The organism is Pseudomonas sp. G3-39 (genome assembly GCF_054790485.1).
The window spans coordinates 5276419-5297563 of the sequence record NZ_CP186497.1; the positions used below are offsets into that span (position 1 = coordinate 5276419).

The 21145-nt window shown below is 55.0% G+C and carries 31 protein-coding genes; all 31 read right to left on the reverse strand.

The window, feature by feature from the left end:
* Complete coding sequence (gene rpsD, locus ACOYXG_RS23805; protein WP_003176404.1) at positions 1-621, reverse strand: 30S ribosomal protein S4; 621 nt, start codon at positions 619-621, stop codon at positions 1-3.
* 18 nt (positions 622-639) lie between these two features.
* Positions 640-1029, reverse strand: a complete 390-nt coding sequence (rpsK, locus tag ACOYXG_RS23810; protein ID WP_002555466.1) for a 30S ribosomal protein S11 — start codon at positions 1027-1029, stop codon at positions 640-642.
* A 30-nt stretch (positions 1030-1059) separates the two neighbouring features.
* Entirely contained in the window at positions 1060-1416 is a 357-nt protein-coding gene (gene rpsM / locus ACOYXG_RS23815; protein WP_460354348.1) for a 30S ribosomal protein S13, read from the reverse strand.
* 130 nt (positions 1417-1546) lie between these two features.
* Entirely contained in the window at positions 1547-1663 is a 117-nt protein-coding gene (gene rpmJ, locus ACOYXG_RS23820) for a 50S ribosomal protein L36 (RefSeq protein ID WP_002555468.1), read from the reverse strand.
* Between the two features lie 27 nt (positions 1664-1690).
* Positions 1691-3019 (reverse strand): preprotein translocase subunit SecY, encoded by a 1329-nt coding sequence (gene secY / locus ACOYXG_RS23825; protein WP_003228718.1) that lies wholly within the window; start codon positions 3017-3019, stop codon positions 1691-1693.
* The gene (gene rplO / locus ACOYXG_RS23830) at positions 3020-3457 is read right to left on the reverse strand and encodes a 50S ribosomal protein L15 (protein WP_003228720.1); all 438 of its coding nucleotides are present in this window, start codon (positions 3455-3457) and stop codon (positions 3020-3022) included. It lies immediately after the preceding gene.
* Positions 3458-3460: 3 nt separating this feature from the next.
* A complete protein-coding gene (rpmD, locus tag ACOYXG_RS23835) occupies positions 3461-3637 on the reverse strand; it encodes a 50S ribosomal protein L30 (RefSeq protein WP_003176408.1) in 177 nt (58 codons plus the stop codon).
* A 2-nt stretch (positions 3638-3639) separates the two neighbouring features.
* A complete protein-coding gene (gene rpsE / locus ACOYXG_RS23840; protein WP_003176409.1) occupies positions 3640-4140 on the reverse strand; it encodes a 30S ribosomal protein S5 in 501 nt (166 codons plus the stop codon).
* Positions 4141-4143: 3 nt separating this feature from the next.
* Entirely contained in the window at positions 4144-4494 is a 351-nt protein-coding gene (rplR, locus tag ACOYXG_RS23845; RefSeq protein WP_003186037.1) for a 50S ribosomal protein L18, read from the reverse strand.
* Between the two features lie 10 nt (positions 4495-4504).
* Positions 4505-5038, reverse strand: coding sequence for a 50S ribosomal protein L6 (gene rplF, locus ACOYXG_RS23850; protein ID WP_007966176.1), 534 nt, complete (start codon positions 5036-5038; stop codon positions 4505-4507).
* 12 nt (positions 5039-5050) lie between these two features.
* On the reverse strand, positions 5051-5443 hold the full coding sequence (gene rpsH, locus ACOYXG_RS23855; RefSeq protein ID WP_007966178.1) for a 30S ribosomal protein S8: 393 nt from the start codon (positions 5441-5443) through the stop codon (positions 5051-5053).
* A gap of 209 nt (positions 5444-5652) precedes the next feature.
* On the reverse strand, positions 5653-5958 hold the full coding sequence (rpsN, locus tag ACOYXG_RS23860) for a 30S ribosomal protein S14 (RefSeq protein WP_003228726.1): 306 nt from the start codon (positions 5956-5958) through the stop codon (positions 5653-5655).
* Positions 5959-5971: 13 nt separating this feature from the next.
* Positions 5972-6511: a 50S ribosomal protein L5 gene (gene rplE / locus ACOYXG_RS23865; RefSeq protein ID WP_003210069.1), complete on the reverse strand. Its 540-nt coding sequence runs from the start codon at positions 6509-6511 to the stop codon at positions 5972-5974.
* A gap of 20 nt (positions 6512-6531) precedes the next feature.
* Positions 6532-6846 (reverse strand): 50S ribosomal protein L24, encoded by a 315-nt coding sequence (gene rplX, locus ACOYXG_RS23870; RefSeq protein ID WP_003186046.1) that lies wholly within the window; start codon positions 6844-6846, stop codon positions 6532-6534.
* An 11-nt stretch (positions 6847-6857) separates the two neighbouring features.
* Positions 6858-7226, reverse strand: coding sequence for a 50S ribosomal protein L14 (gene rplN, locus ACOYXG_RS23875; protein ID WP_002555479.1), 369 nt, complete (start codon positions 7224-7226; stop codon positions 6858-6860).
* A gap of 23 nt (positions 7227-7249) precedes the next feature.
* Positions 7250-7516, reverse strand: coding sequence for a 30S ribosomal protein S17 (rpsQ, locus tag ACOYXG_RS23880; protein ID WP_003194644.1), 267 nt, complete (start codon positions 7514-7516; stop codon positions 7250-7252).
* Between the two features lie 2 nt (positions 7517-7518).
* Positions 7519-7710, reverse strand: coding sequence for a 50S ribosomal protein L29 (gene rpmC / locus ACOYXG_RS23885; RefSeq protein WP_002555481.1), 192 nt, complete (start codon positions 7708-7710; stop codon positions 7519-7521).
* Positions 7710-8123 carry a 50S ribosomal protein L16 gene (gene rplP / locus ACOYXG_RS23890; protein ID WP_003228729.1) on the reverse strand — a complete coding sequence of 138 codons (414 nt, stop codon included), beginning with the start codon at positions 8121-8123 and terminating at the stop codon, positions 7710-7712. Before rplP ends, rpmC begins: the two co-directional genes overlap by 1 nt.
* Before the next feature lie 12 nt (positions 8124-8135).
* Positions 8136-8822, reverse strand: coding sequence for a 30S ribosomal protein S3 (gene rpsC, locus ACOYXG_RS23895; RefSeq protein WP_003176422.1), 687 nt, complete (start codon positions 8820-8822; stop codon positions 8136-8138).
* Positions 8823-8835: 13 nt separating this feature from the next.
* A complete protein-coding gene (gene rplV / locus ACOYXG_RS23900) occupies positions 8836-9168 on the reverse strand; it encodes a 50S ribosomal protein L22 (protein WP_003103908.1) in 333 nt (110 codons plus the stop codon).
* An 11-nt stretch (positions 9169-9179) separates the two neighbouring features.
* Positions 9180-9455, reverse strand: a complete 276-nt coding sequence (gene rpsS, locus ACOYXG_RS23905) for a 30S ribosomal protein S19 (RefSeq protein WP_003228731.1) — start codon at positions 9453-9455, stop codon at positions 9180-9182.
* 16 nt (positions 9456-9471) lie between these two features.
* Positions 9472-10296 carry a 50S ribosomal protein L2 gene (gene rplB, locus ACOYXG_RS23910; RefSeq protein WP_003228734.1) on the reverse strand — a complete coding sequence of 275 codons (825 nt, stop codon included), beginning with the start codon at positions 10294-10296 and terminating at the stop codon, positions 9472-9474.
* A gap of 14 nt (positions 10297-10310) precedes the next feature.
* A complete protein-coding gene (rplW, locus tag ACOYXG_RS23915; protein WP_002555488.1) occupies positions 10311-10610 on the reverse strand; it encodes a 50S ribosomal protein L23 in 300 nt (99 codons plus the stop codon).
* Positions 10607-11209 carry a 50S ribosomal protein L4 gene (gene rplD, locus ACOYXG_RS23920; protein WP_003228735.1) on the reverse strand — a complete coding sequence of 201 codons (603 nt, stop codon included), beginning with the start codon at positions 11207-11209 and terminating at the stop codon, positions 10607-10609. The genes rplW and rplD overlap by 4 nt, the downstream gene beginning before the upstream one ends.
* Positions 11210-11221: 12 nt before the next feature.
* Complete coding sequence (gene rplC / locus ACOYXG_RS23925) at positions 11222-11857, reverse strand: 50S ribosomal protein L3 (protein ID WP_003228738.1); 636 nt, start codon at positions 11855-11857, stop codon at positions 11222-11224.
* A gap of 80 nt (positions 11858-11937) precedes the next feature.
* The gene (gene rpsJ / locus ACOYXG_RS23930) at positions 11938-12249 is read right to left on the reverse strand and encodes a 30S ribosomal protein S10 (protein WP_003186070.1); all 312 of its coding nucleotides are present in this window, start codon (positions 12247-12249) and stop codon (positions 11938-11940) included.
* Positions 12250-12407: 158 nt separating this feature from the next.
* Positions 12408-13601, reverse strand: a complete 1194-nt coding sequence (tuf, locus tag ACOYXG_RS23935) for an elongation factor Tu (protein WP_024014521.1) — start codon at positions 13599-13601, stop codon at positions 12408-12410.
* Between the two features lie 31 nt (positions 13602-13632).
* Complete coding sequence (gene fusA / locus ACOYXG_RS23940) at positions 13633-15738, reverse strand: elongation factor G (protein WP_007962223.1); 2106 nt, start codon at positions 15736-15738, stop codon at positions 13633-13635.
* A 30-nt stretch (positions 15739-15768) separates the two neighbouring features.
* On the reverse strand, positions 15769-16242 hold the full coding sequence (gene rpsG / locus ACOYXG_RS23945) for a 30S ribosomal protein S7 (RefSeq protein ID WP_003228745.1): 474 nt from the start codon (positions 16240-16242) through the stop codon (positions 15769-15771).
* A 107-nt stretch (positions 16243-16349) separates the two neighbouring features.
* A complete protein-coding gene (gene rpsL, locus ACOYXG_RS23950; protein WP_003186084.1) occupies positions 16350-16721 on the reverse strand; it encodes a 30S ribosomal protein S12 in 372 nt (123 codons plus the stop codon).
* A gap of 215 nt (positions 16722-16936) precedes the next feature.
* The gene (gene rpoC, locus ACOYXG_RS23955; protein WP_027614261.1) at positions 16937-21136 is read right to left on the reverse strand and encodes a DNA-directed RNA polymerase subunit beta'; all 4200 of its coding nucleotides are present in this window, start codon (positions 21134-21136) and stop codon (positions 16937-16939) included.
* Positions 21137-21145 lie beyond the last annotated feature (9 nt).

The following is a 21145-nucleotide window of genomic DNA, read 5'->3' on the forward strand; positions in this document are numbered from 1 at the left end:
TTACTTGGAGTAGAGCTCGACAATCAGGCTTTCGTTGATGTCGGCGGACAGATCACTGCGAGCAGGAACGTTCTTGAAAACGCCCGACTTCTTCTCAGTGTCTACTTCTACCCATTCTACGCGGCCACGTTGGGCACACAGATCGAGAGCTTGGACAATGCGAAGTTGGTTTTTTGCTTTCTCGCGAACTGCGACCACGTCACCAGCACGAACCTGATACGACGGAACGTTTACGGTCTGACCGTTAACGCTGATCGACTTGTGCGATACCAGCTGACGGGATTCGGCACGAGTCGAACCAAAGCCCATACGGTATACAACGTTGTCCAGACGGCATTCGAGCAGTTGCAGCAGGTTTTCACCGGTTGCACCTTTCTTGCCAGCAGCTTCTTTGTAGTAGCCGCTGAACTGACGCTCGAGAACGCCGTAGATACGACGAACCTTCTGCTTTTCACGCAGTTGGGTGCCGTAGTCGGACTGGCGACCGCGGCGTTGGCCGTGGATACCAGGTGCTGCTTCAATGTTGCACTTCGATTCGATCGCGCGCACGCCGCTCTTCAGGAAGAGATCGGTGCCTTCGCGACGAGCGAGTTTGCATTTTGGACCAATGTAACGAGCCATTCTTTACAATCTCCTGGATTACACGCGGCGCTTCTTCGGCGGACGGCACCCGTTGTGCGGGATTGGCGTCACGTCGGTGATGCTGGCGATCTTGTAGCCACAGCCGTTCAAAGCGCGGACTGCGGATTCACGACCTGGACCTGGACCCTTGACGTTAACGTCGAGGTTTTTCAGGCCGTATTCCAGCGCAGCTTGACCAGCACGCTCAGCAGCTACTTGAGCAGCGAACGGAGTGGACTTGCGGGAACCGCGGAAACCCGAACCACCGGAGGTAGCCCAGGAAAGAGCGTTACCTTGACGGTCGGTAATGGTCACGATGGTGTTGTTAAAAGAAGCATGGATGTGGGCGATGCCATCAACCACTGTCTTTTTAACTTTTTTACGAGGACGAGCAGCAGGTTTTGCCATGATTAAATTCCTGTCGATTCGCTGGGGCGATTACTTGCGGATCGGCTTACGCGGACCTTTACGGGTACGCGCGTTGGTCTTGGTACGCTGACCGCGTACTGGAAGACCGCGACGATGACGCAGACCGCGATAGCAACCGAGGTCCATCAAGCGCTTGATTTTCATGTTGATTTCGCGACGCAGGTCACCTTCAGTGGTGAACTTCGCCACTTCGCCACGCAGCTGTTCAATTTGCTCGTCGCTCAGATCTTTGATCTTTGCTGCTGGGTTTACCCCAGTGTCTGCACAGATTTTCTGCGCAGTAGTGCGACCGACACCATAGATGTAGGTCAGCGAGATAACAGTATGCTTGCTATCTGGAATGTTAACGCCTGCAATACGGGCCATTCAGTGGGACTCCAATTGACAGCTACCTACGCCCCGGAAGCCAAGAAATAGGGCGCGAGATAATATCGCTGTAATAACAAATAATCAACCCGGCAGCGCACTAGCTGCCGGGCTTGAAGCACAATCACACTCAGCCTTGGCGCTGTTTGTGACGCGGTTCCGCGCTGCAAATTACTCGAACAACACCTTCGCGGCGAATAATCTTGCAGTTACGGCACAGCTTTTTCACCGATGCACGAACTTTCATCACCAACTCCTCGAACCTTATGGGTACTCAGCGCAACATGCCACTGCCGTAACCCTTCAGGTTGGCTTTCTTCATCAGGGATTCGTACTGGTGCGAAACGAGGTGCGATTGTACTTGGGACATGAAGTCCATCACAACCACGACCACGATCAGCAACGAGGTCCCGCCAAGGTAGAACGGAACGTTTGCTGCAACCACCAGGAATTGGGGCAACAGGCACACGGCCGTCATGTAAAGAGCACCGAACATGGTCAAGCGAGTCAGAACGCCATCAATATAGCGTGCAGACTGCTCACCTGGACGGATGCCCGGAATAAAGGCACCGGACTTCTTCAGGTTTTCCGCTACGTCTTTCGGATTGAACATCAACGCCGTATAGAAGAAGCAGAAGAAAATAATCCCTGCACTAAACAGCAGAATATTCAACGGCTGACCAGGAGCGATCGACTGCGAGATGTCCTGCAACCAGCCCATACCTTCAGACTGACCAAACCAGGCACCCAACGAAGCCGGGAACAGCAAAATGCTGCTCGCGAAAATAGCCGGAATAACACCGGCCATGTTCACCTTCAGCGGCAAGTGGCTTGTCTGCGCAGCAAAAACCTTGCGGCCCTGCTGACGCTTGGCGTAGTGAACAGCGATACGACGCTGGCCACGCTCAATGAACACCACGAAACCGATAATCGCTACTGCCAGCAAACCGATGGCAACCAAGGCGAAGATATTGATATCACCCTGACGCGCAGACTCGAAAGACTGCCCGATTGCTCTCGGAAGACCGGCGACGATACCCGAAAAAATCAACATCGAGATACCGTTGCCTACACCACGCTCAGTAATCTGCTCACCCAGCCACATCATGAACATCGCACCAGCCACAAAAGTGGATACCGCGACGAAATGGAAGCCAAAGTCACCAGTGAACGCAACGCCCTGCCCCGCCAGACCAATGGACATGCCAATAGCCTGAACGAGAGCGAGGACGACGGTGCCGTAGCGGGTGTACTGGCTGATCTTGCGACGGCCAGCTTCACCTTCCTTCTTCAACTGCTCCAGCTGCGGGCTGACGGCGGTCATCAGTTGCATGATGATCGATGCCGAAATGTACGGCATGATCCCCAGTGCAAAGATGCTCATCCGCTCCAGCGCGCCGCCGGAGAACATGTTGAACAAGCTAAGAATGGTCCCCTCATTCTGTCGAAACAGGTCTGCGAGTCGGTCCGGGTTGATACCTGGAACCGGGATGTGTGCGCCTATTCGGTAGACGATAATCGCCAGGAACAGAAAACGCAGACGAGCCCAGAGTTCAGACATACCGCCTTTGCCGAGCGCAGAGAGAGCACCTTGCTTAGCCATTTATTCCTCGAACTTGCCGCCAGCTGCTTCGATAGCCGCACGCGCACCTTTGGTGGCGCCGATTCCCTTGCCGATAGTGACAGCGCGAGTCACTTCACCGGACAGCATGATTTTCACACGCTGTACGTTGACGTTGATCACGTTGGCATCTTTCAGGGACTGCACGGTGACGATGTCGCCTTCCACTTTGGCCAGCTCGGACAGACGCACTTCTGCGCGGTCCATGGCTTTCAGGGAAACGAAACCGAACTTCGGCAGGCGACGATGCAGCGGCTGTTGACCGCCTTCAAAGCCTGGAGCAATAGTGCCACCGGAGCGGGAGGTTTGACCTTTGTGGCCACGGCCACCAGTCTTACCCAAACCGCTACCGATACCACGGCCCGGACGATGCTTTTCGCGACGGGAACCCGGCGCTGGACTCAGATCATTGAGTTTCATCGATTAACCCTCGACACGCAGCATGTAGTAAGCCTTGTTGATCATCCCGCGATTCTCGGGAGTATCCTGGACTTCTACAGTGTGACCGATGCGACGCAGACCCAGACCCTTAACGCACAGTTTGTGGTTAGGGATGCGGCCGGTCATGCTTTTGATCAGCGTAACTTTAACGGTAGCCATGATCAGAAGATCTCCTTGACAGTCAGGCCACGCTTGGCAGCGATGGACTCAGGAGATTGCATGGCTTTCAGACCTTTGAAAGTGGCGTGAACCACGTTTACCGGGTTAGTCGAGCCGTAGCACTTGGCCAGAACGTTCTGAACGCCAGCAACTTCGAGGACAGCACGCATAGCGCCGCCAGCGATGATACCGGTACCTTCAGAAGCAGGCTGCATGTACACCTTCGAAGCGCCGTGAGCGGACTTCATTGCGTACTGCAGGGTAGTGCCGTTCAGGTCAACTTGAATCATGTTGCGGCGAGCAGCTTCCATTGCCTTCTGGATCGCAGCAGGCACTTCACGCGACTTGCCACGGCCGAAGCCAACACGCCCTTTACCATCACCAACCACGGTCAACGCGGTGAAAGTGAAGATACGGCCGCCTTTAACGGTTTTGGCTACGCGGTTAACTTGAACCAGCTTCTCAATGTAGCCTTCGTCGCGCTTTTGGTCGTTATTTGACATAACTTAGAACTCCAGCCCAGCTTCACGAGCAGCATCAGCCAGCGCTTTAACGCGGCCATGGTACTTGAAGCCAGAGCGGTCGAAAGCCACTTGCGAGACGCCAGCGGCCTTAGCACGCGTAGCGACCAGCTGGCCAACCTTTGTGGCCGCGTCGATGTTGCCAGTGGCGCCATCACGCAGTTCTTTATCCAAAGTCGAGGCGCTTGCCAGGACTTTGTTGCCGTCGGCCGAGATGACCTGGGCGTAGATGTGCTGCGACGAGCGGAACACGCAGAGACGCACGACTTCGAGTTCGTGCATTTTCAGGCGTGCTTTGCGAGCGCGACGCAGTCGAGTAACTTTTTTGTCGGTCATTTGCTATGCCCTACTTCTTCTTGGCTTCTTTACGACGGACGACTTCGTCCGCGTAGCGCACACCTTTGCCTTTGTACGGCTCTGGTGGACGGAAGTCGCGGATCTCAGCGGCCACTTGACCTACCAGCTGTTTATCGATGCCCTTGATCAGGATATCGGTCTGGCTAGGAGTCTCAGCGGTGATGCCTTGCGGCAGTTCGTAATCCACTGGGTGCGAGAAGCCAAGAGCCAGGTTCAGCACCTGACCTTTTGCTTGCGCTTTGTAACCAACACCGACCAGCTGGAGCTTGCGCTCGAAGCCTTGGCTTACGCCTTGGACCATGTTGTTTACCAACGCACGCGTGGTACCGGCCATTGCGCGAGTCTGTTGATCGCCATTGCGAGCAGCGAAACGCAGCTCACCAGCTTCTTCAACGATCTCAACGGACGAATGGATGTTCAGTTCAAGAGTACCCTTGGCACCCTTCACCGAAAGCTGTTGGCCTGCGAATTTTACTTCGACACCGGCTGGCAGCTTAACGGGGTTCTTAGCGACGCGAGACATGCTTATCCCCCCTTAGAACACAGTGCAAAGAACTTCGCCGCCGACACCGGCAGCGCGCGCAGCACGATCCGTCATCACACCTTTGTTGGTGGAGACGATAGACACGCCAAGACCGCCACGAACTTTCGGCAGATCTTCAACGGACTTGTACTGACGCAGGCCTGGACGACTAACGCGCTTCACTTCCTCGATGACCGGACGGCCTTCGAAGTATTTCAGCGAGATGGACAACGACGGCTTAGCGTCGGTGGTGATCTGAAAATCCGCGATGTAACCTTCGTCCTTCAGGACTTTTGCTACAGCCACCTTCAACGTGGAAGACGGCATGCTTACGACAGACTTTTCAGCCATCTGGGCATTACGGATTCGAGTTAGCATGTCCGCTAACGGGTCCTGCATACTCATGGGCTAGACGCTCCTAATACAGAAAAATTAGCCTTGCGGCTACTACATGTCGCCGAGAAACTCCGGGCATGAAAAACACGGGCTCAGGCGAGCCGGTCATTCTAGACACACCCCAGAAATGAATCAAGCCCCAAAAGGGGCTTGATTCAGATTCAAGGCCACCGATGGTCAGGTTCTTGCGAACCCGACCATCAAGGCTTTGACAGCGATTACCAGCTGGCTTTAACCAGACCTGGAACGTCACCACGCATTGCCGCTTCACGCAGTTTGTTACGGCCCAGGCCGAACTTGCGGTAAACGCCGTGCGGACGACCAGTCAGGCGGCAACGGTTACGCATGCGCGAAGCGCTTGCGTCACGTGGTTGCTTCTGCAGAGCTACGGTAGCTTCCCAACGCGCTTCTGGACTTGCGTTCAGATCAACGATGATAGCTTTCAGCGCTGCACGCTTGGTGGCGTACTTGGCAACAGTGAGCTGACGCTTCAGCTCACGGTTTTTCATGCTCTTCTTGGCCATTTTCCTACTCCAATCAGTTGCGGAACGGGAATTTGAAAGCACGCAGCAGAGCGCGGCCTTCATCATCGTTCTTGGCAGTGGTGGTCAGGGTAATGTCCAGACCGCGGAGAGCATCGATCTTGTCGTAGTCGATTTCCGGGAAAATGATCTGCTCTTTCACGCCCATGCTGTAGTTGCCACGACCATCGAAGGACTTGGCATTCAGGCCGCGGAAGTCGCGAACCCGAGGCAGGGAGATCGACAGCAGACGATCCAGGAACTCGTACATACGCTCACGGCGCAGAGTCACTTTGACGCCGATCGGCCATCCTTCACGGACTTTAAAGCCAGCAATGGATTTACGAGCGTAGGTCACAACGACTTTTTGGCCGGTGATCTTTTCCAGGTCAGCAACAGCGTGCTCGATGACTTTTTTGTCGCCGATCGCTTCGCCCAGACCCATGTTCAGGGTGATTTTGGTAACGCGCGGAACTTCCATCACGTTCGAAAGCTTAAGTTCTTCCTTAAGTTTCGGAGCGATTTCCTTCCGGTAAATCTCTTTTAGTCGTGCCATGGTCTTCTACCTAGCAGTGTTCAAGCATCAACCGCTTTTTGGGTCGACTTGAAGACACGAATTTTCTTACCGTCTTCTACTTTGAAACCAACGCGGTCAGCCTTGTTGGTTTCGCCGTTGAAGATGGCGACGTTGGAAGCGTGCAGTGGCGCTTCTTTCTCGACGATACCGCCCTGTACGCCCGACATCGGGTTAGGCTTGGTATGACGCTTGACCAGGTTCAGACCACCAACAACCAGACGGTTGTCAGCAAGAACCTTCAGCACCTTACCGCGCTTACCTTTGTCTTTGCCGGCGATCACGATGATCTCGTCGTCACGACGAATCTTTTGCATGTCGGATCTCCTTACAGCACTTCTGGGGCGAGCGAGACGATCTTCATGAACTTCTCAGTACGAAGTTCACGGGTCACTGGCCCAAAGATACGGGTGCCGATCGGCTCTTGCTTGTTGTTCAGAAGAACAGCAGCGTTGCCATCAAAGCGGATAATGGAGCCATCAGCACGACGTACGCCGTGACGAGTGCGGACTACAACAGCAGTCATCACTTGGCCTTTTTTCACTTTACCGCGAGGAATTGCTTCCTTGACGGTAACTTTGATGATGTCACCGATACCAGCGTAACGACGATGGGAGCCACCCAGCACCTTGATGCACATAACGCGGCGAGCGCCGCTGTTATCGGCCACATCGAGCATGGATTGAGTCTGAATCATATAATTTCTCCGACCCCTAGCCCTTAGACTTCCACAGCGCGTTCGAGAACATCAACCAGCGCCCAAGACTTGGTCTTGGCCATCGGACGAGTTTCACGAATAGTGACTTTGTCGCCGATGTGGCACTGATTGGTTTCGTCGTGCGCGTGCAGCTTAGTCGAACGCTTAACGTATTTACCGTAGATCGGGTGCTTAACGCGACGCTCGATCAGAACGGTGATGGTTTTGTCCATCTTGTCGCTGACAACACGGCCAGTCAGCGTACGGACAGTTTTTTCGGCTTCAGCCATGATCACTTACCTGCCTGCTGGTTGAGCACAGTCTTCACGCGAGCGATGTCACGCTTAACTTGCGAGAGCAGATGAGACTGCCCCAACTGGCCAGTTGCTTTCTGCATACGCAGATTGAACTGGTCGCGCAGCAAGCCGAGCAGTTGCTCGTTCAGCTGCTGTGCGGATTTTTCACGAAGTTCATTCGCTTTCATCACATCACCGTCCGTTTAACAAAGGAGGTGGCGAGCGGCAGCTTTGCAGCAGCCAGGGCGAAAGCCTCACGCGCCAGCTCTTCAGAAACACCCTCGATTTCATACAGGACTTTGCCTGGCTGAATCTGGGCAACCCAGTACTCCACGTTACCCTTACCTTTACCCATACGAACCTCGAGAGGTTTCTTGGAGATCGGCTTGTCCGGGAATACACGGATCCAGATCTTGCCACCACGTTTTACGTGACGGGTCAGAGCACGACGCGCTGACTCGATCTGACGAGCGGTGAGACGACCACGAGCAACAGACTTCAGCGCGAACTCGCCGAAGCTGACTTTGCTACCGCGCAGTGCCAGACCACGGTTGTGGCCGGTCATCTGCTTGCGGAACTTCGTACGCTTTGGTTGCAACATTTGGCGTACCCCTTACTTAGCAGCTTTTTTACGAGGCGCTGGTGCTTGTGGTTTCAGCTCTTCTTGGCGACCACCAATTACTTCGCCTTTGAAGATCCAAACCTTTACACCGATCACACCGTAGGTGGTGTGAGCTTCGTAGTTGGCATAGTCGATGTCGGCACGCAGGGTGTGCAGTGGCACACGACCTTCGCGATACCATTCAGTACGTGCGATTTCAGCACCGCCGAGACGACCGCTCACTTGGATTTTGATGCCTTTGGCACCAATGCGCATGGCGTTCTGTACTGCGCGCTTCATAGCGCGACGGAACATTACACGACGCTCCAGCTGCTGAGCTACGCTCTGCGCAACCAGCATACCGTCGAGCTCCGGCTTGCGGATCTCTTCGATATTGATGTGCACAGGCACACCCATTTGCTTGGTCAGGTCCTGACGCAGTTTCTCAACATCTTCACCTTTCTTCCCGATAACGATACCTGGACGAGCGGTGTGGATGGTGATGCGTGCAGTTTGGGCCGGACGATGGATATCGATACGGCTTACGGACGCGCTTTTTAGTTTGTCTTGGAGATACTCACGCACTTTCAGATCTGCGAACAAGTAGTCCGCATAAGTCCGACCGTCTGCGTACCAGACGGAGGTGTGCTCCTTGACGATTCCCAGGCGAATGCCAATGGGATGTACTTTCTGACCCATCTCTTCGACTCCGTTACTTGTCAGCAACCTTGACAGTGATATGGCAAGACCGCTTGACGATGCGATCAGCACGGCCTTTGGCACGTGGCATGATGCGCTTCAGCGAACGCCCTTCGTTGACGAAAACGGTGCTGACCTTCAGGTCATCAACGTCTGCGCCTTCGTTATGCTCGGCGTTGGCTACGGCCGACTCCAGCACTTTCTTCATGATCTCGGCGGCTTTCTTACTGCTGAAAGCCAACAGGTTGAGCGCTTCGCCCACCTTCTTCCCGCGGATCTGGTCGGCGACCAAGCGGGCTTTCTGGGCGGAGATTCGAGCGCCCGACAACTTAGCGGCTACTTCCATTTCCTTACCCCTTAACGCTTGGCTTTCTTGTCAGCCACGTGCCCACGATAAGTGCGGGTACCGGCGAACTCGCCCAGTTTATGGCCAACCATGTCTTCGTTCACGAGAACTGGGACGTGCTGACGGCCGTTGTGTACTGCGATGGTCAGACCGACCATTTGTGGCAGGATCATCGAACGACGCGACCAAGTCTTAATTGGTTTGCGATCGTTCTTTTCCGCCGCCACTTCGATCTTCTTCAGTAGGTGAAGATCAATAAAAGGACCTTTTTTCAGAGAACGTGGCACTGTCGTATCCCTCTATTTACTTGCGACGACGGACGATCATTTTGTCGGTACGCTTATTACCACGAGTCTTCGCGCCCTTAGTCGGGAAGCCCCATGGCGATACCGGATGACGACCACCAGAGGTACGACCTTCACCACCACCATGTGGGTGGTCAACCGGGTTCATGGCAACACCACGAACGGTTGGGCGAACGCCACGCCAGCGTTTGGCACCAGCTTTACCCAGCGAACGCAGGCTATGCTCGGAGTTCGAGACTTCGCCCAGGGTCGCACGGCATTCAGCCAGGACTTTACGCATTTCACCGGAACGCAGACGCAGGGTAACGTACACGCCTTCACGAGCGATCAGCTGAGCCGAAGCACCAGCGGAACGAGCGATCTGTGCGCCTTTACCTGGCTTCAGTTCGATGCCGTGTACGGTAGAACCGACTGGAATGTTGCGCAGTTGCAGAGCGTTGCCTGGCTTGATTGGAGCCAGAGCGCCTGCGATCAGCTGGTCGCCAGCACTCACGCCTTTAGGGGCGATGATGTAGCGACGCTCGCCGTCTGCGTAGCAGAGCAGTGCAATGTGAGCAGTACGGTTTGGATCGTATTCGATACGCTCGACAGTGGCGACGATGCCATCTTTGTCGTTGCGACGGAAATCGACCATACGGTAATGCTGCTTATGACCACCACCGATGTGACGAGTGGTAATACGGCCATTGTTGTTACGACCACCAGTCTTCGATTTTTTCTCGAGCAGCGGTGCGTGAGGAGCGCCTTTATGCAGCTCCTGGTTGACCACCTTGACCACAAAACGGCGGCCAGGGGAAGTCGGTTTGCATTTAACGATTGCCATGATGCACCCCTTCCTTACTCAGCACTGCTGCTGAAATCGAGATCTTGGCCTGGCTGAAGGGAGATAACTGCCTTCTTCCAGTCATTACGCTTGCCCAGACCGCGAGCAGTGCGCTTGCTCTTACCCAGAACGTTCAGGGTAGTGACGCGCTCTACTTTCACGCTGAACAGGCTTTCGACGGCCTTCTTGATTTCCAGCTTGGTTGCATCAGTAGCAACCTTGAAAACGAACTGGCCTTTCTTGTCTGCCAGAACCGTAGCCTTCTCGGAAACGTGCGGGCCAAGCAGAACTTTAAATACGCGTTCCTGGTTCATCCCAGCAGCTCCTCGAATTTCTTCACGGCCGACACGGTGATCAACACCTTGTCGTATGCGATCAGACTAACTGGATCGGAACCTTGCACGTCACGTACATCTACGTGTGGCAGGTTACGAGCAGCCAGGTACAGGTTCTGATCAACAGCGTCCGACACGATGAGAACATCGGTCAGGCTCATGTTGTTCAGCTTGCCCAGCAGATCTTTGGTTTTCGGAGTTTCAACAGCGAAATCCTGAACCACGACCAGACGATCAGTACGCACCAGCTCAGCAAGGATGGAACGCATTGCTGCGCGATACATCTTCTTGTTCAGCTTCTGGGAGTGATCCTGTGGACGAGCTGCGAAAGTGGTACCGCCGCCACGCCAGATTGGGCTACGGATAGTACCGGCACGAGCACGGCCAGTACCTTTCTGACGCCATGGGCGCTTACCGCCACCACGAACGTCGGAACGGGTCTTTTGCTGCTTGCTACCTTGACGGCCGCCAGCCATGTAGGCCACGACTGCTTGGTGAACCAGCGTCTCGTTGAACTCGCCGCCAAATGTCAGTTCGGAAACTTCGATCGCTTGAGCGTCATTTACATTTAATTGCATGTCAGCTTCCCCTTAACCGCGAGCCTTGGCTGCTGGACGTACAACCAGGTTGCCGCCAGTAGCGCCAGGAACAGCGCCCTTGACCAACAACAGATTGCGTTCAGCGTCCACGCGCACTACTTCCAGGGACTGCACGGTCACGCGCTCAGCGCCCATATGACCGGACATTTTTTTGCCCTTGAATACACGACCAGGAGTCTGGCACTGGCCGATAGAGCCTGGGACGCGGTGGGATACGGAGTTACCGTGGGTGTTATCTTGCCCGCGGAAATTCCAACGCTTGATCGTACCCTGGAAGCCTTTACCCTTGGACTGACCGGTTACATCAACCAGTTGACCAGCGGCGAAGATTTCAGCGTTGATCAGATCGCCAGCCTGGTACTCGCCTTCTTCAAGACGGAATTCCATGGTGGTGCGACCAGCGGCAACGTTCGCTTTAGCGAAGTGACCAGCTTGAGCTGCTGTTACACGCGAAGCACGACGCTCGCCGACAGTGACTTGCACTGCACGATAGCCATCGGTCTCTTCAGTTTTGAACTGGGTGACGCGATTCGGCTCGATCTCAATGACCGTGACCGGAATGGAGACACCTTCTTCGGTGAAAATACGGGTCATACCGCATTTACGACCGACTACACCAATAGTCATGTTGTAAACCTCATGAGTGTACGGGGCTTTCACCCGCTATGGCCGCCCATTTCAGAGCGTTACACGACCAAGACCGAGTCTTAGCCGAGGCTGATCTGCACTTCCACACCGGCCGCAAGATCAAGCTTCATAAGAGCATCAACGGTTTTATCCGTTGGCTGGACGATGTCCAGAACGCGCTTATGAGTGCGGATTTCGTACTGGTCACGCGCGTCTTTGTTGACGTGCGGGGAAACCAGAACGGTGAACCGCTCTTTACGGGTAGGCAGTGGAATTGGACCACGCACTTGAGCACCAGTACGCTTCGCGGTTTCCACGATTTCCTGGGTTGATTGGTCGATCAGGCGATGGTCGAAAGCCTTCAACCTGATACGGATTTGCTGATTTTGCATTGGATTTCAGACTCCGGCTGCTATTCCCACCGGGCGCAATACGCCCGTTAAAAGGAGGCGCAATTCTATAGACGCCCCAGATAGGTGTCAACCCAATAAAAAAGCCCCCGCTGAGCGGGGGCTTTTTCACTTCATCAAGCAGACTCTATAAAAGAGAATTACTCGATGATTTTGGCTACGACGCCAGCGCCGACGGTACGACCGCCTTCACGGATAGCGAAACGCAGACCGTCTTCCATCGCGATGGTTTTGATCAGGGTAACAGTCATCTGAATGTTGTCACCTGGCATTACCATTTCAACGCCTTCTGGCAGCTCGCAGTTACCAGTCACGTCAGTAGTACGGAAGTAGAACTGTGGACGGTAGCCTTTGAAGAACGGAGTGTGACGACCGCCTTCTTCCTTGCTCAGAACGTAAACTTCTGCGGTGAACTTGGTGTGCGGCTTAACCGAACCTGGCTTAACCAGAACCTGACCACGCTCAACGTCGTCACGCTTGGTACCACGCAGCAGAACGCCGCAGTTCTCGCCAGCACGACCTTCGTCGAGCAGCTTGCGGAACATCTCAACACCGGTGCAGGTGGTGGTAGTGGTGTCACGCAGACCAACGATTTCCAGTGCATCTTGAACGCGAACGATACCGCGCTCGATACGACCAGTCACAACAGTACCGCGACCCGAGATCGAGAATACGTCTTCGATTGGCATCAGGAATGGCTTGTCGATCATACGAACTGGTTCTGGGATGTAGGTATCCAGAGTTTCAACCAGCTTACGAACGGCAGTGGTGCCCATTTCGTTGTCGTCTTTGCCTTCCAGCGCCATACGAGCCGAACCGATGATGATCGGAGTGTCGTCGCCTGGGAAGTCATAAGTAGACAGCAGGTCGCGAACTTCCATCTCAACCAGTTCCAGCAGCTCAGCGTCGTCTACCAGGTCAGCCTTGTTCAGGAAAACCACGATGTACGGAACGCCTACCTGACGGGACAGCAGGATGTGCTCACGGGTTTGCGGCATCGGACCATCAGCGGCCGAGCAAACCAGGATCGCGCCGTCCATCTGGGCAGCACCGGTGATCATGTTCTTCACGTAGTCAGCGTGACCTGGGCAGTCAACGTGAGCGTAGTGACGAATAGTCGAGTTGTACTCAACGTGAGCGGTGTTGATGGTGATACCGCGGGCTTTTTCTTCTGGAGCGCTGTCGATCTTGTCGAATTCAACTACGGCCGAACCGAAAACTTCGGAGCAGACGCGAGTCAGAGCAGCGGTCAGAGTGGTTTTACCGTGGTCAACGTGACCGATGGTGCCAACGTTGACGTGCGGTAGGGAACGATCAAATTTTTCTTTAGCCACGACAATTAACTCCTAGCCTAAAGGGGCTGAATCAGCCTTGTTTTTTGGTTACGGATTCGACGATGTGCGACGGAGCCGTATCGTATTTTTTGAATTCCATAGAGTAGCTTGCGCGACCCTGGGACATGGAACGAACGTCGGTCGCATAACCGAACATCTCACCCAGTGGAACCTCGGCACGGATAACCTTGCCGGACACTGTGTCTTCCATACCCTGGATCATGCCGCGACGACGGTTAAGGTCGCCCATTACATCACCCATATAGTCTTCAGGCGTAACAACCTCTACCGCCATGATCGGCTCGAGCAACTCACCACCGCCCTTCTGGGCCAGTTGCTTGGTCGCCATGGAAGCAGCCACTTTAAACGCCATCTCGTTGGAGTCGACGTCGTGGTAAGAACCATCGAACACGGTAGCCTTCAGGCCGATCAGCGGATAGCCGGCAACAACGCCGTTCTTCATCTGCTCTTCGATACCCTTCTGGATAGCCGGGATGTATTCCTTAGGAACCACACCACCTACAACTTCGTTCACGAATTGCAGACCTTCCTGACCTTCGTCAGCAGGAGCAAAACGGATCCAGCAGTGACCGAACTGGCCGCGACCACCGGACTGACGAACGAACTTGCCTTCGATTTCACAGTTCTTCGTGATGCGCTCACGATACGAAACCTGAGGCTTGCCGATGTTGGCTTCGACGTTGAACTCACGGCGCATCCGGTCAACCAGGATGTCCAGGTGCAGCTCGCCCATGCCGGAGATGATCGTTTGACCAGTCTCTTCATCAGTTTTAACGCGGAAAGACGGGTCTTCCTGAGCCAGCTTGCCCAGTGCGATACCCATTTTTTCCTGGTCATCCTTGGTCTTAGGCTCTACGGCAACCGAAATAACCGGCTCCGGGAAGTCCATGCGAACCAGGATGATTGGCTTGTCAGCGTTGCAGAGGGTTTCACCAGTGGTGACGTCCTTCATGCCGATCAGGGCCGCGATGTCGCCAGCGCGTACTTCCTTGATCTCTTCACGGGCGTTTGCGTGCATTTGCACCATACGGCCCACGCGCTCTTTCTTGCCTTTAACCGAGTTGATCACGCCGTCGCCGGAGTTCAACACGCCCGAGTAAACACGGACGAAGGTCAAAGTACCCACGAATGGGTCGGTAGCGATTTTGAACGCCAGTGCCGCGAACGGCTCGTCGTCACTTGCGTGACGCTCCATTTCCTCTTCCTCGTTATCAGGGTTCGAGCCCTTGATAGCTGGAATGTCGGTTGGAGCAGGCAGGAAGTCGATAACGGCGTCGAGAACCAGGGGAACGCCCTTGTTCTTGAACGACGAACCGCACACAGCCAGAACGATTTCGCCAGCGATAGTACGCTGACGCAGAGCAGCCTTGATCTCTTCGATCGACAGCTCTTCGCCTTCCAGGTACTTGTTCATCAGCTCTTCACTGGCTTCGGCCGCAGCCTCAACCATGTTGCTGCGCCACTCAGTAGCCAGCTCGAGCATGTCCGCAGGGATTTCCTTGCGAACAGGAACCATACCCTTGTCAGAGTCGTTCCAGTAAACAGCCTGCATGTTGATCAGGTCGATCTGGCCCTGGAAGTTGTCTTCCGAACCGATAGCGAGCTGAATCGGCACCGGAGTGTGACCCAGACGCTGCTTGATCTGACCGATCACGCGCAGGAAGTTGGCACCGGCACGGTCCATCTTGTTTACGTAAACAAGACGTGGAACGCCGTATTTGTTGGCCTGACGCCATACGGTTTCCGACTGCGGCTCAACACCCGAAGTACCGCAGAATACAACGACAGCGCCGTCGAGTACGCGCAGGGAACGTTCAACTTCAATGGTGAAGTCTACGTGGCCCGGGGTATCGATGACGTTGAAACGGTGCTCGTGCGGGTACTGCTTCTCGGAACCTTTCCAGAAGGCGGTAATGGCAGCAGAAGTAATGGTAATACCACGCTCCTGCTCCTGAACCATCCAGTCCGTGGTCGCGGCGCCGTCATGCACCTCGCCCATTTTGTGACTTTTGCCAGTGTAAAAAAGGACGCGCTCGGTGGTGGTGGTTTTACCAGCATCCACGTGAGCGACGATACCGATGTTACGGTAGCGACTAATCGGAGTAGTACGAGCCATAAAGCCCTCGCAAAATTAGTGAAGCTAAAATTAGAAGCGGTAGTGCGAGAAAGCTTTGTTGGCTTCGGCCATACGGTGCACGTCTTCACGCTTCTTAACAGCAGCACCTTTACCTTCAGCAGCATCCAGCAGTTCGCCAGCCAAACGCAGAGCCATAGACTTCTCGCCACGCTTACGGGCGAAGTCTACCAACCAGCGCATTGCCAGAGCGTTACGGCGGGAAGGACGAACCTCGACCGGAACCTGGTAAGTAGCACCACCAACGCGGCGCGACTTCACTTCGACCAGCGGAGCGATGGCGTCGAGTGCTTTTTCGAAGAGTTCCAGGGGATCGGTGCCGGCCTTACGAGCCTTCACGGTTTCCAGGGCACCATAAACGATACGCTCGGCAACGGCTTTCTTGCCGCTTTCCATAACGTGGTTCATGAATTTGGCGAGGATCTGGCTTCCGTATTTCGGATCGTCCAGAATCTCACGCTTTGCTGCTACGCGACGTCTTGGCATGATAAGCCCTCAAGCGGTCTTCAGGTTAGTTCGGGACAGATCCATTGGATGCAAGCCCGACCTTACTCTTATCGACTCAATAAAATGAAAATCTGCAAAACGACCGATTACTTCGGACGCTTGGTACCGTACTTCGAACGACCCTGGTTACGGCCTTTAACGCCGGAAGTATCCAAGGAGCCGCGAACGGTGTGGTAACGAACACCTGGCAAGTCTTTTACACGACCGCCGCGGATCAGTACCACGCTGTGCTCTTGCAGGTTGTGGCCTTCACCACCGATGTACGAGGAAACCTCGAAACCGTTGGTCAGACGCACACGGCATACTTTACGCAGTGCCGAGTTAGGTTTTTTCGGCGTAGTGGTGTACACACGGGTGCACACGCCACGACGTTGCGGGCAGTTCTGCAGCGCAGGCACGTCGGATTTCTCGACGATACGCTTACGCGGCTGACGTACCAGCTGGTTGATAGTTGCCATCTACTAGCTCCACTGTTGTCTTGCGACGCTATTGTCTTGCAAGAAAAGCAAAATGACAGGAACGGATTCCCGCCAAATTTAGGGGATCAAGAGTCTAAAGAGGATCTTGTCCCCAGTCAAGGCAAGGCCCCGACCTCCCCGCCCGTCGAACCTTGACAATTTGTCTCGATTCGACGAACGGAGCGATCAGGGCCTCAGCTTAGTTACCGCAGAACTCAGTTACCGCTCGAGTTCAGCGCTTCGGTCAGTGCAGCTTCCACTTCACTGGCGCTTACGCGCAACGGCTTGTCTGCATCACGACGACGCTTGCGCTCGCTGTGATATGCCAGACCGGTACCGGCCGGGATCAGACGACCCACGACCACGTTTTCTTTCAGGCCGCGCAGGTAGTCGCGCTTGCCAGTGACTGCCGCTTCGGTCAGTACGCGGGTGGTTTCCTGGAAGGAAGCCGCCGAGATGAACGATTCGGTGGACAACGACGCCTTGGTGATACCCAGCAGAACGCGAGTGAACTTGGAGACAAACTTGTCTTCCGCGCTCAGACGTTCGTTCTCTACCAGTACGTGAGTCAGTTCCATCTGGTCGCCCTTGATGAAGCTGGAATCGCCGGATTCGGAGATCTCAACTTTACGCAGCATCTGACGCAGGATGGTCTCGATGTGCTTGTCGTTGATCTTCACGCCTTGCAGACGGTAAACGTCCTGGATCTCGTTCACGATGTACTTGGCCAGCGCGCTCACACCCAGCAGACGCAGGATGTCGTGCGGATCGCTTGGACCGTCGGAGATAACTTCGCCGCGGTTTACCTGTTCGCCTTCGAACACGTTCAGGTGACGCCACTTCGGAATCAGCTCTTCGTACGGATCGCTACCGTCGTTCGGGGTAATGACCAGACGGCGCTTGCCTTTGGTCTCTTTACCGAACGCGATGGTGCCGCTGACTTCAGCCAGAATCGACGCTTCCTTCGGACGACGAGCTTCGAACAAGTCGGCAACACGCGGCAGACCACCGGTGATGTCACGGGTCTTCGAAGTTTCTTGCGGGATACGAGCGATAACATCACCGATCGCGATCTTCGCACCGTCCGCAACACCGACCAGAGCGTTGGCTGGCAGGAAGTACTGAGCGATAACGTCAGTGCCTGGCAGCAACAGATCCTTGCCGTTGTCGTCGACCATCTTCACTGCTGGACGGATTTCTTTGCCCGCAGCTGGACGATCTTTCGCGTCGAGTACTTCAATGTTGGTCATACCGGTCAATTCGTCAGTCTGACGCTTGATCGTGATGCCTTCTTCCATGCCCACGTAGGTCACGGTACCTTTCATTTCGGTAACGATCGGGTGAGTGTGCGGATCCCACTTGGCCACGATTGCGCCAGCGTCGACCTTGTCACCTTCTTTAACCGAAATCACAGCACCGTACGGCAGCTTGTAACGCTCACGCTCACGACCGAAGTCATCAGCGATTGCCAGCTCACCGGAACGGGACACGGCAACCAGGTGGCCATCCACTCGCTCAACGTGTTTCAGGTTGTGCAGACGGACAGTACCGCCATTCTTCACCTGAACGCTGTCGGCTGCGGAAGTACGGCTTGCCGCACCACCGATGTGGAACGTACGCATCGTCAGCTGGGTACCCGGCTCACCGATGGACTGGGCAGCAATAACGCCGACCGCTTCACCGATGTTCACCTGGTGACCACGAGCCAGATCACGGCCGTAGCACTTGGCGCAAATGCCATAGCGGGTTTCGCAGCTGATCGGCGAACGCACGATCACTTCGTCGATGCTGTTCAGCTCGATGAACTCGACCCACTTCTCGTCTACCAGGGTACCGGCAGGAACGATAACGTCCTCGGTGCCTGGCTTGAATACGTCACGGGCAATAACACGACCCAATACGCGCTCACCCAACGGCTCTACAACGTCACCGCCTTCAATGTGCGGAGTCATCAACAGACCGTGTTCAGTGCCGCAATCGATCTCGGTTACAACCAGATCCTGCGCCACGTCTACCAGACGACGAGTCAGGTAACCGGAGTTCGCAGTTTTCAACGCGGTATCCGCCAGACCTTTACGAGCACCGTGAGTCGAGATGAAGTACTGAAGTACGCTCAGACCTTCACGGAAGTTCGCAGTAATCGGCGTTTCAATGATGGAACCGTCCGGCTTGGCCATCAGACCACGCATACCGGCCAGCTGACGAATCTGCGCTGCGGAACCCCGCGCACCCGAGTCGGCCATCATGTACATCGAGTTGAAGGACTCTTGGTCAACTTCATCGCCATGACGGTCGATGACTTTCTCTTTCGAGAGGTTGGCCATCATCGCCTTGGAAACTTCGTCGTTCGCCTTCGACCAAAGGTCGATCACTTTGTTGTACTTCTCGCCCTGGGTTACCAGGCCGGAGGCGTACTGGCTCTCGATCTCTTTCACTTCGTCGGTGGCTGCACCGATGATGCGGGCTTTTTCGTCCGGGATAACGAAGTCGTTAACACCGATGGAAACGCCGGAGATGGTCGAGTAAGCGAAACCGGTGTACATCAACTGGTCAGCGAAGATCACGGTCTCTTTCAGACCAACCACGCGGTAGCACTGGTTGATCAGCTTGGAGATCGCCTTTTTCTTCATCGGCAGGTTGACGACATCGTACGACAGACCTTTTGGCACAACCTGGAACAGCAGCGCACGGCCGACAGTGGTGTCGACGATACGAGTGTTGCTCACGCTGTTGCCGTCACGGTCGTTGACGGTTTCGTTGATACGAACCTTGACCTTGGCGTGCAGTGCGGCTTCGCCGGCACGGAACACACGGTCAACTTCCTGCAGATCCGCGAACACACGACCTTCGCCCTTGGCGTTGATCGCTTCACGAGTCATGTAGTACAGACCCAATACAACGTCCTGCGACGGAACGATGATTGGCTCACCGTTGGCTGGCGACAGAATGTTGTTGGTCGACATCATCAACGCACGCGCTTCGAGCTGGGCTTCCAGCGTCAGCGGTACGTGCACGGCCATTTGGTCGCCGTCGAAGTCGGCGTTGTACGCGGCGCAGACCAGCGGGTGCAGCTGGATAGCCTTACCTTCGATCAGGACCGGTTCAAACGCCTGGATACCCAGACGGTGAAGGGTCGGTGCACGGTTGAGAAGAACCGGGTGTTCGCGAATCACTTCAGCGAGAACGTCCCAAACCTCTGGCAGTTCGCGCTCGACCATTTTCTTGGCCGCTTTGATGGTGGTCGCGAGACCACGCATTTCCAGCTTGCCGAAAATGAATGGTTTGAACAGCTCGAGAGCCATCTTCTTCGGCAGACCGCACTGGTGCAGACGCAGGGTCGGACCTACGGTAATTACCGAACGACCGGAGTAGTCAACACGCTTACCGAGCAAGTTCTGACGGAAACGACCCTGCTTACCCTTGATCATGTCAGCCAGGGATTTCAGAGGACGCTTGTTCGAACCGGTGATAGCGCGGCCACGACGACCGTTGTCGAGCAGTGCATCGACAGCTTCCTGCAACATACGCTTTTCGTTGCGCACGATGATGTCCGGAGCGGACAGATCCAGCAGGCGCTTCAAACGGTTGTTACGGTTGATCACTCGACGATACAGATCGTTGAGGTCGGAAGTCGCGAAACGACCGCCATCCAGCGGGACCAGTGGACGCAGATCTGGCGGCAGAACCGGCAGAACGGTCAGCACCATCCACTCTGGCAGGTTGCCGGAACCCTGGAAGGCTTCCATCAACTTCAGACGCTTGGACAGCTTCTTGATCTTGGTTTCCGAGTTGGTTTGCGGAATTTCTTCGCGCAGACGACCAATCTCGTGCTCCAGGTCGATAGCGTGCAGCAGTTCACGGACAGCTTCAGCACCCATGCGGGCGTCGAAGTCGTCACCGAACTCTTCCAGCGCTTCGAAGTACTGTTCGTCGTTCAGCAGCTGACCTTTTTCAAGGGTGGTCATGCCTGGATCGATAACGACGTAGCTCTCGAAGTAGAGAACGCGTTCGATATCACGCAGGGTCATGTCCATCAGCAGGCCGATACGGGACGGCAGCGATTTCAGGAACCAGATGTGGGCAACCGGCGAAGCCAGTTCGATGTGCGCCATGCGCTCACGACGAACCTTGGCCAGTGCAACTTCAACGCCGCACTTCTCGCAGATCACACCACGGTGCTTCAAGCGCTTGTACTTACCGCACAGGCACTCGTAATCCTTTACCGGGCCAAAGATCTTGGCGCAGAACAGACCGTCACGCTCAGGTTTGAACGTACGGTAGTTGATGGTTTCCGGCTTTTTAACTTCACCGAACGACCACGAGCGGATCATCTCAGGCGAGGCCAATCCGATACGGATGGCGTCGAACTCTTCGACTTGACCCTGGTTTTTCAGCAAATTCAGTAGGTCTTTCAAGGCCTTTCC

Coding starts and splice junctions, on each gene's coding strand:
- rpsE (WP_003176409.1), bottom strand. CDS start 4,140: ATGTCAAATAACGACCAAAAGCGCGACGAAGGCTACATTGAGAAGCTG.
- rplP (WP_003228729.1), bottom strand. CDS start 8,123: ATGTTGCAACCAAAGCGTACGAAGTTCCGCAAGCAGATGACCGGCCAC.
- secY (WP_003228718.1), bottom strand. CDS start 3,019: ATGGCTAAGCAAGGTGCTCTCTCTGCGCTCGGCAAAGGCGGTATGTCT.
- rpsJ (WP_003186070.1), bottom strand. CDS start 12,249: ATGCAAAATCAGCAAATCCGTATCAGGTTGAAGGCTTTCGACCATCGC.
- rpsC (WP_003176422.1), bottom strand. CDS start 8,822: ATGGGTCAGAAAGTACATCCCATTGGCATTCGCCTGGGAATCGTCAAG.
- rpsL (WP_003186084.1), bottom strand. CDS start 16,721: ATGGCAACTATCAACCAGCTGGTACGTCAGCCGCGTAAGCGTATCGTC.
- rpmC (WP_002555481.1), bottom strand. CDS start 7,710: ATGAAAGCGAATGAACTTCGTGAAAAATCCGCACAGCAGCTGAACGAG.
- rplX (WP_003186046.1), bottom strand. CDS start 6,846: ATGCAAAAGATTCGTCGTGACGACGAGATCATCGTGATCGCCGGCAAA.
- rpsD (WP_003176404.1), bottom strand. CDS start 621: ATGGCTCGTTACATTGGTCCAAAATGCAAACTCGCTCGTCGCGAAGGC.
- rplC (WP_003228738.1), bottom strand. CDS start 11,857: ATGACTATTGGTGTAGTCGGTCGTAAATGCGGTATGACCCGTATTTTC.
- rpsM (WP_460354348.1), bottom strand. CDS start 1,416: ATGGCCCGTATTGCAGGCGTTAACATTCCAGATAGCAAGCATACTGTT.
- rplB (WP_003228734.1), bottom strand. CDS start 10,296: ATGGCAATCGTTAAATGCAAACCGACTTCCCCTGGCCGCCGTTTTGTG.
- rplF (WP_007966176.1), bottom strand. CDS start 5,038: ATGTCTCGCGTCGCTAAGAACCCCGTTAAGCTGCCAGCCGGTGTCGAA.
- rplN (WP_002555479.1), bottom strand. CDS start 7,226: ATGATTCAGACTCAATCCATGCTCGATGTGGCCGATAACAGCGGCGCT.
- rpsN (WP_003228726.1), bottom strand. CDS start 5,958: ATGGCCAAGAAGAGCATGAAAAACCGTGAGCTGAAGCGTCAGCTCACT.
- rplV (WP_003103908.1), bottom strand. CDS start 9,168: ATGGAAGTAGCCGCTAAGTTGTCGGGCGCTCGAATCTCCGCCCAGAAA.
- rpsH (WP_007966178.1), bottom strand. CDS start 5,443: ATGAGTATGCAGGACCCGTTAGCGGACATGCTAACTCGAATCCGTAAT.
- rplD (WP_003228735.1), bottom strand. CDS start 11,209: ATGCAATTAAATGTAAATGACGCTCAAGCGATCGAAGTTTCCGAACTG.
- rpsQ (WP_003194644.1), bottom strand. CDS start 7,516: ATGGCTGAAGCCGAAAAAACTGTCCGTACGCTGACTGGCCGTGTTGTC.
- fusA (WP_007962223.1), bottom strand. CDS start 15,738: ATGGCTCGTACTACTCCGATTAGTCGCTACCGTAACATCGGTATCGTC.
- rpmD (WP_003176408.1), bottom strand. CDS start 3,637: ATGGCTACCGTTAAAGTTACGCTGATCAAAAGCATGACCGGCCGCATC.
- rpmJ (WP_002555468.1), bottom strand. CDS start 1,663: ATGAAAGTTCGTGCATCGGTGAAAAAGCTGTGCCGTAACTGCAAGATT.
- rpsG (WP_003228745.1), bottom strand. CDS start 16,242: ATGCCAAGACGTCGCGTAGCAGCAAAGCGTGAGATTCTGGACGATCCG.
- rplO (WP_003228720.1), bottom strand. CDS start 3,457: ATGAAACTCAATGATCTGAGTCCAGCGCCGGGTTCCCGTCGCGAAAAG.
- rplR (WP_003186037.1), bottom strand. CDS start 4,494: ATGACCGACAAAAAAGTTACTCGACTGCGTCGCGCTCGCAAAGCACGC.
- rplW (WP_002555488.1), bottom strand. CDS start 10,610: ATGAACCAGGAACGCGTATTTAAAGTTCTGCTTGGCCCGCACGTTTCC.
- rpsK (WP_002555466.1), bottom strand. CDS start 1,029: ATGGCAAAACCTGCTGCTCGTCCTCGTAAAAAAGTTAAAAAGACAGTG.
- rplE (WP_003210069.1), bottom strand. CDS start 6,511: ATGGCACGACTAAAAGAGATTTACCGGAAGGAAATCGCTCCGAAACTT.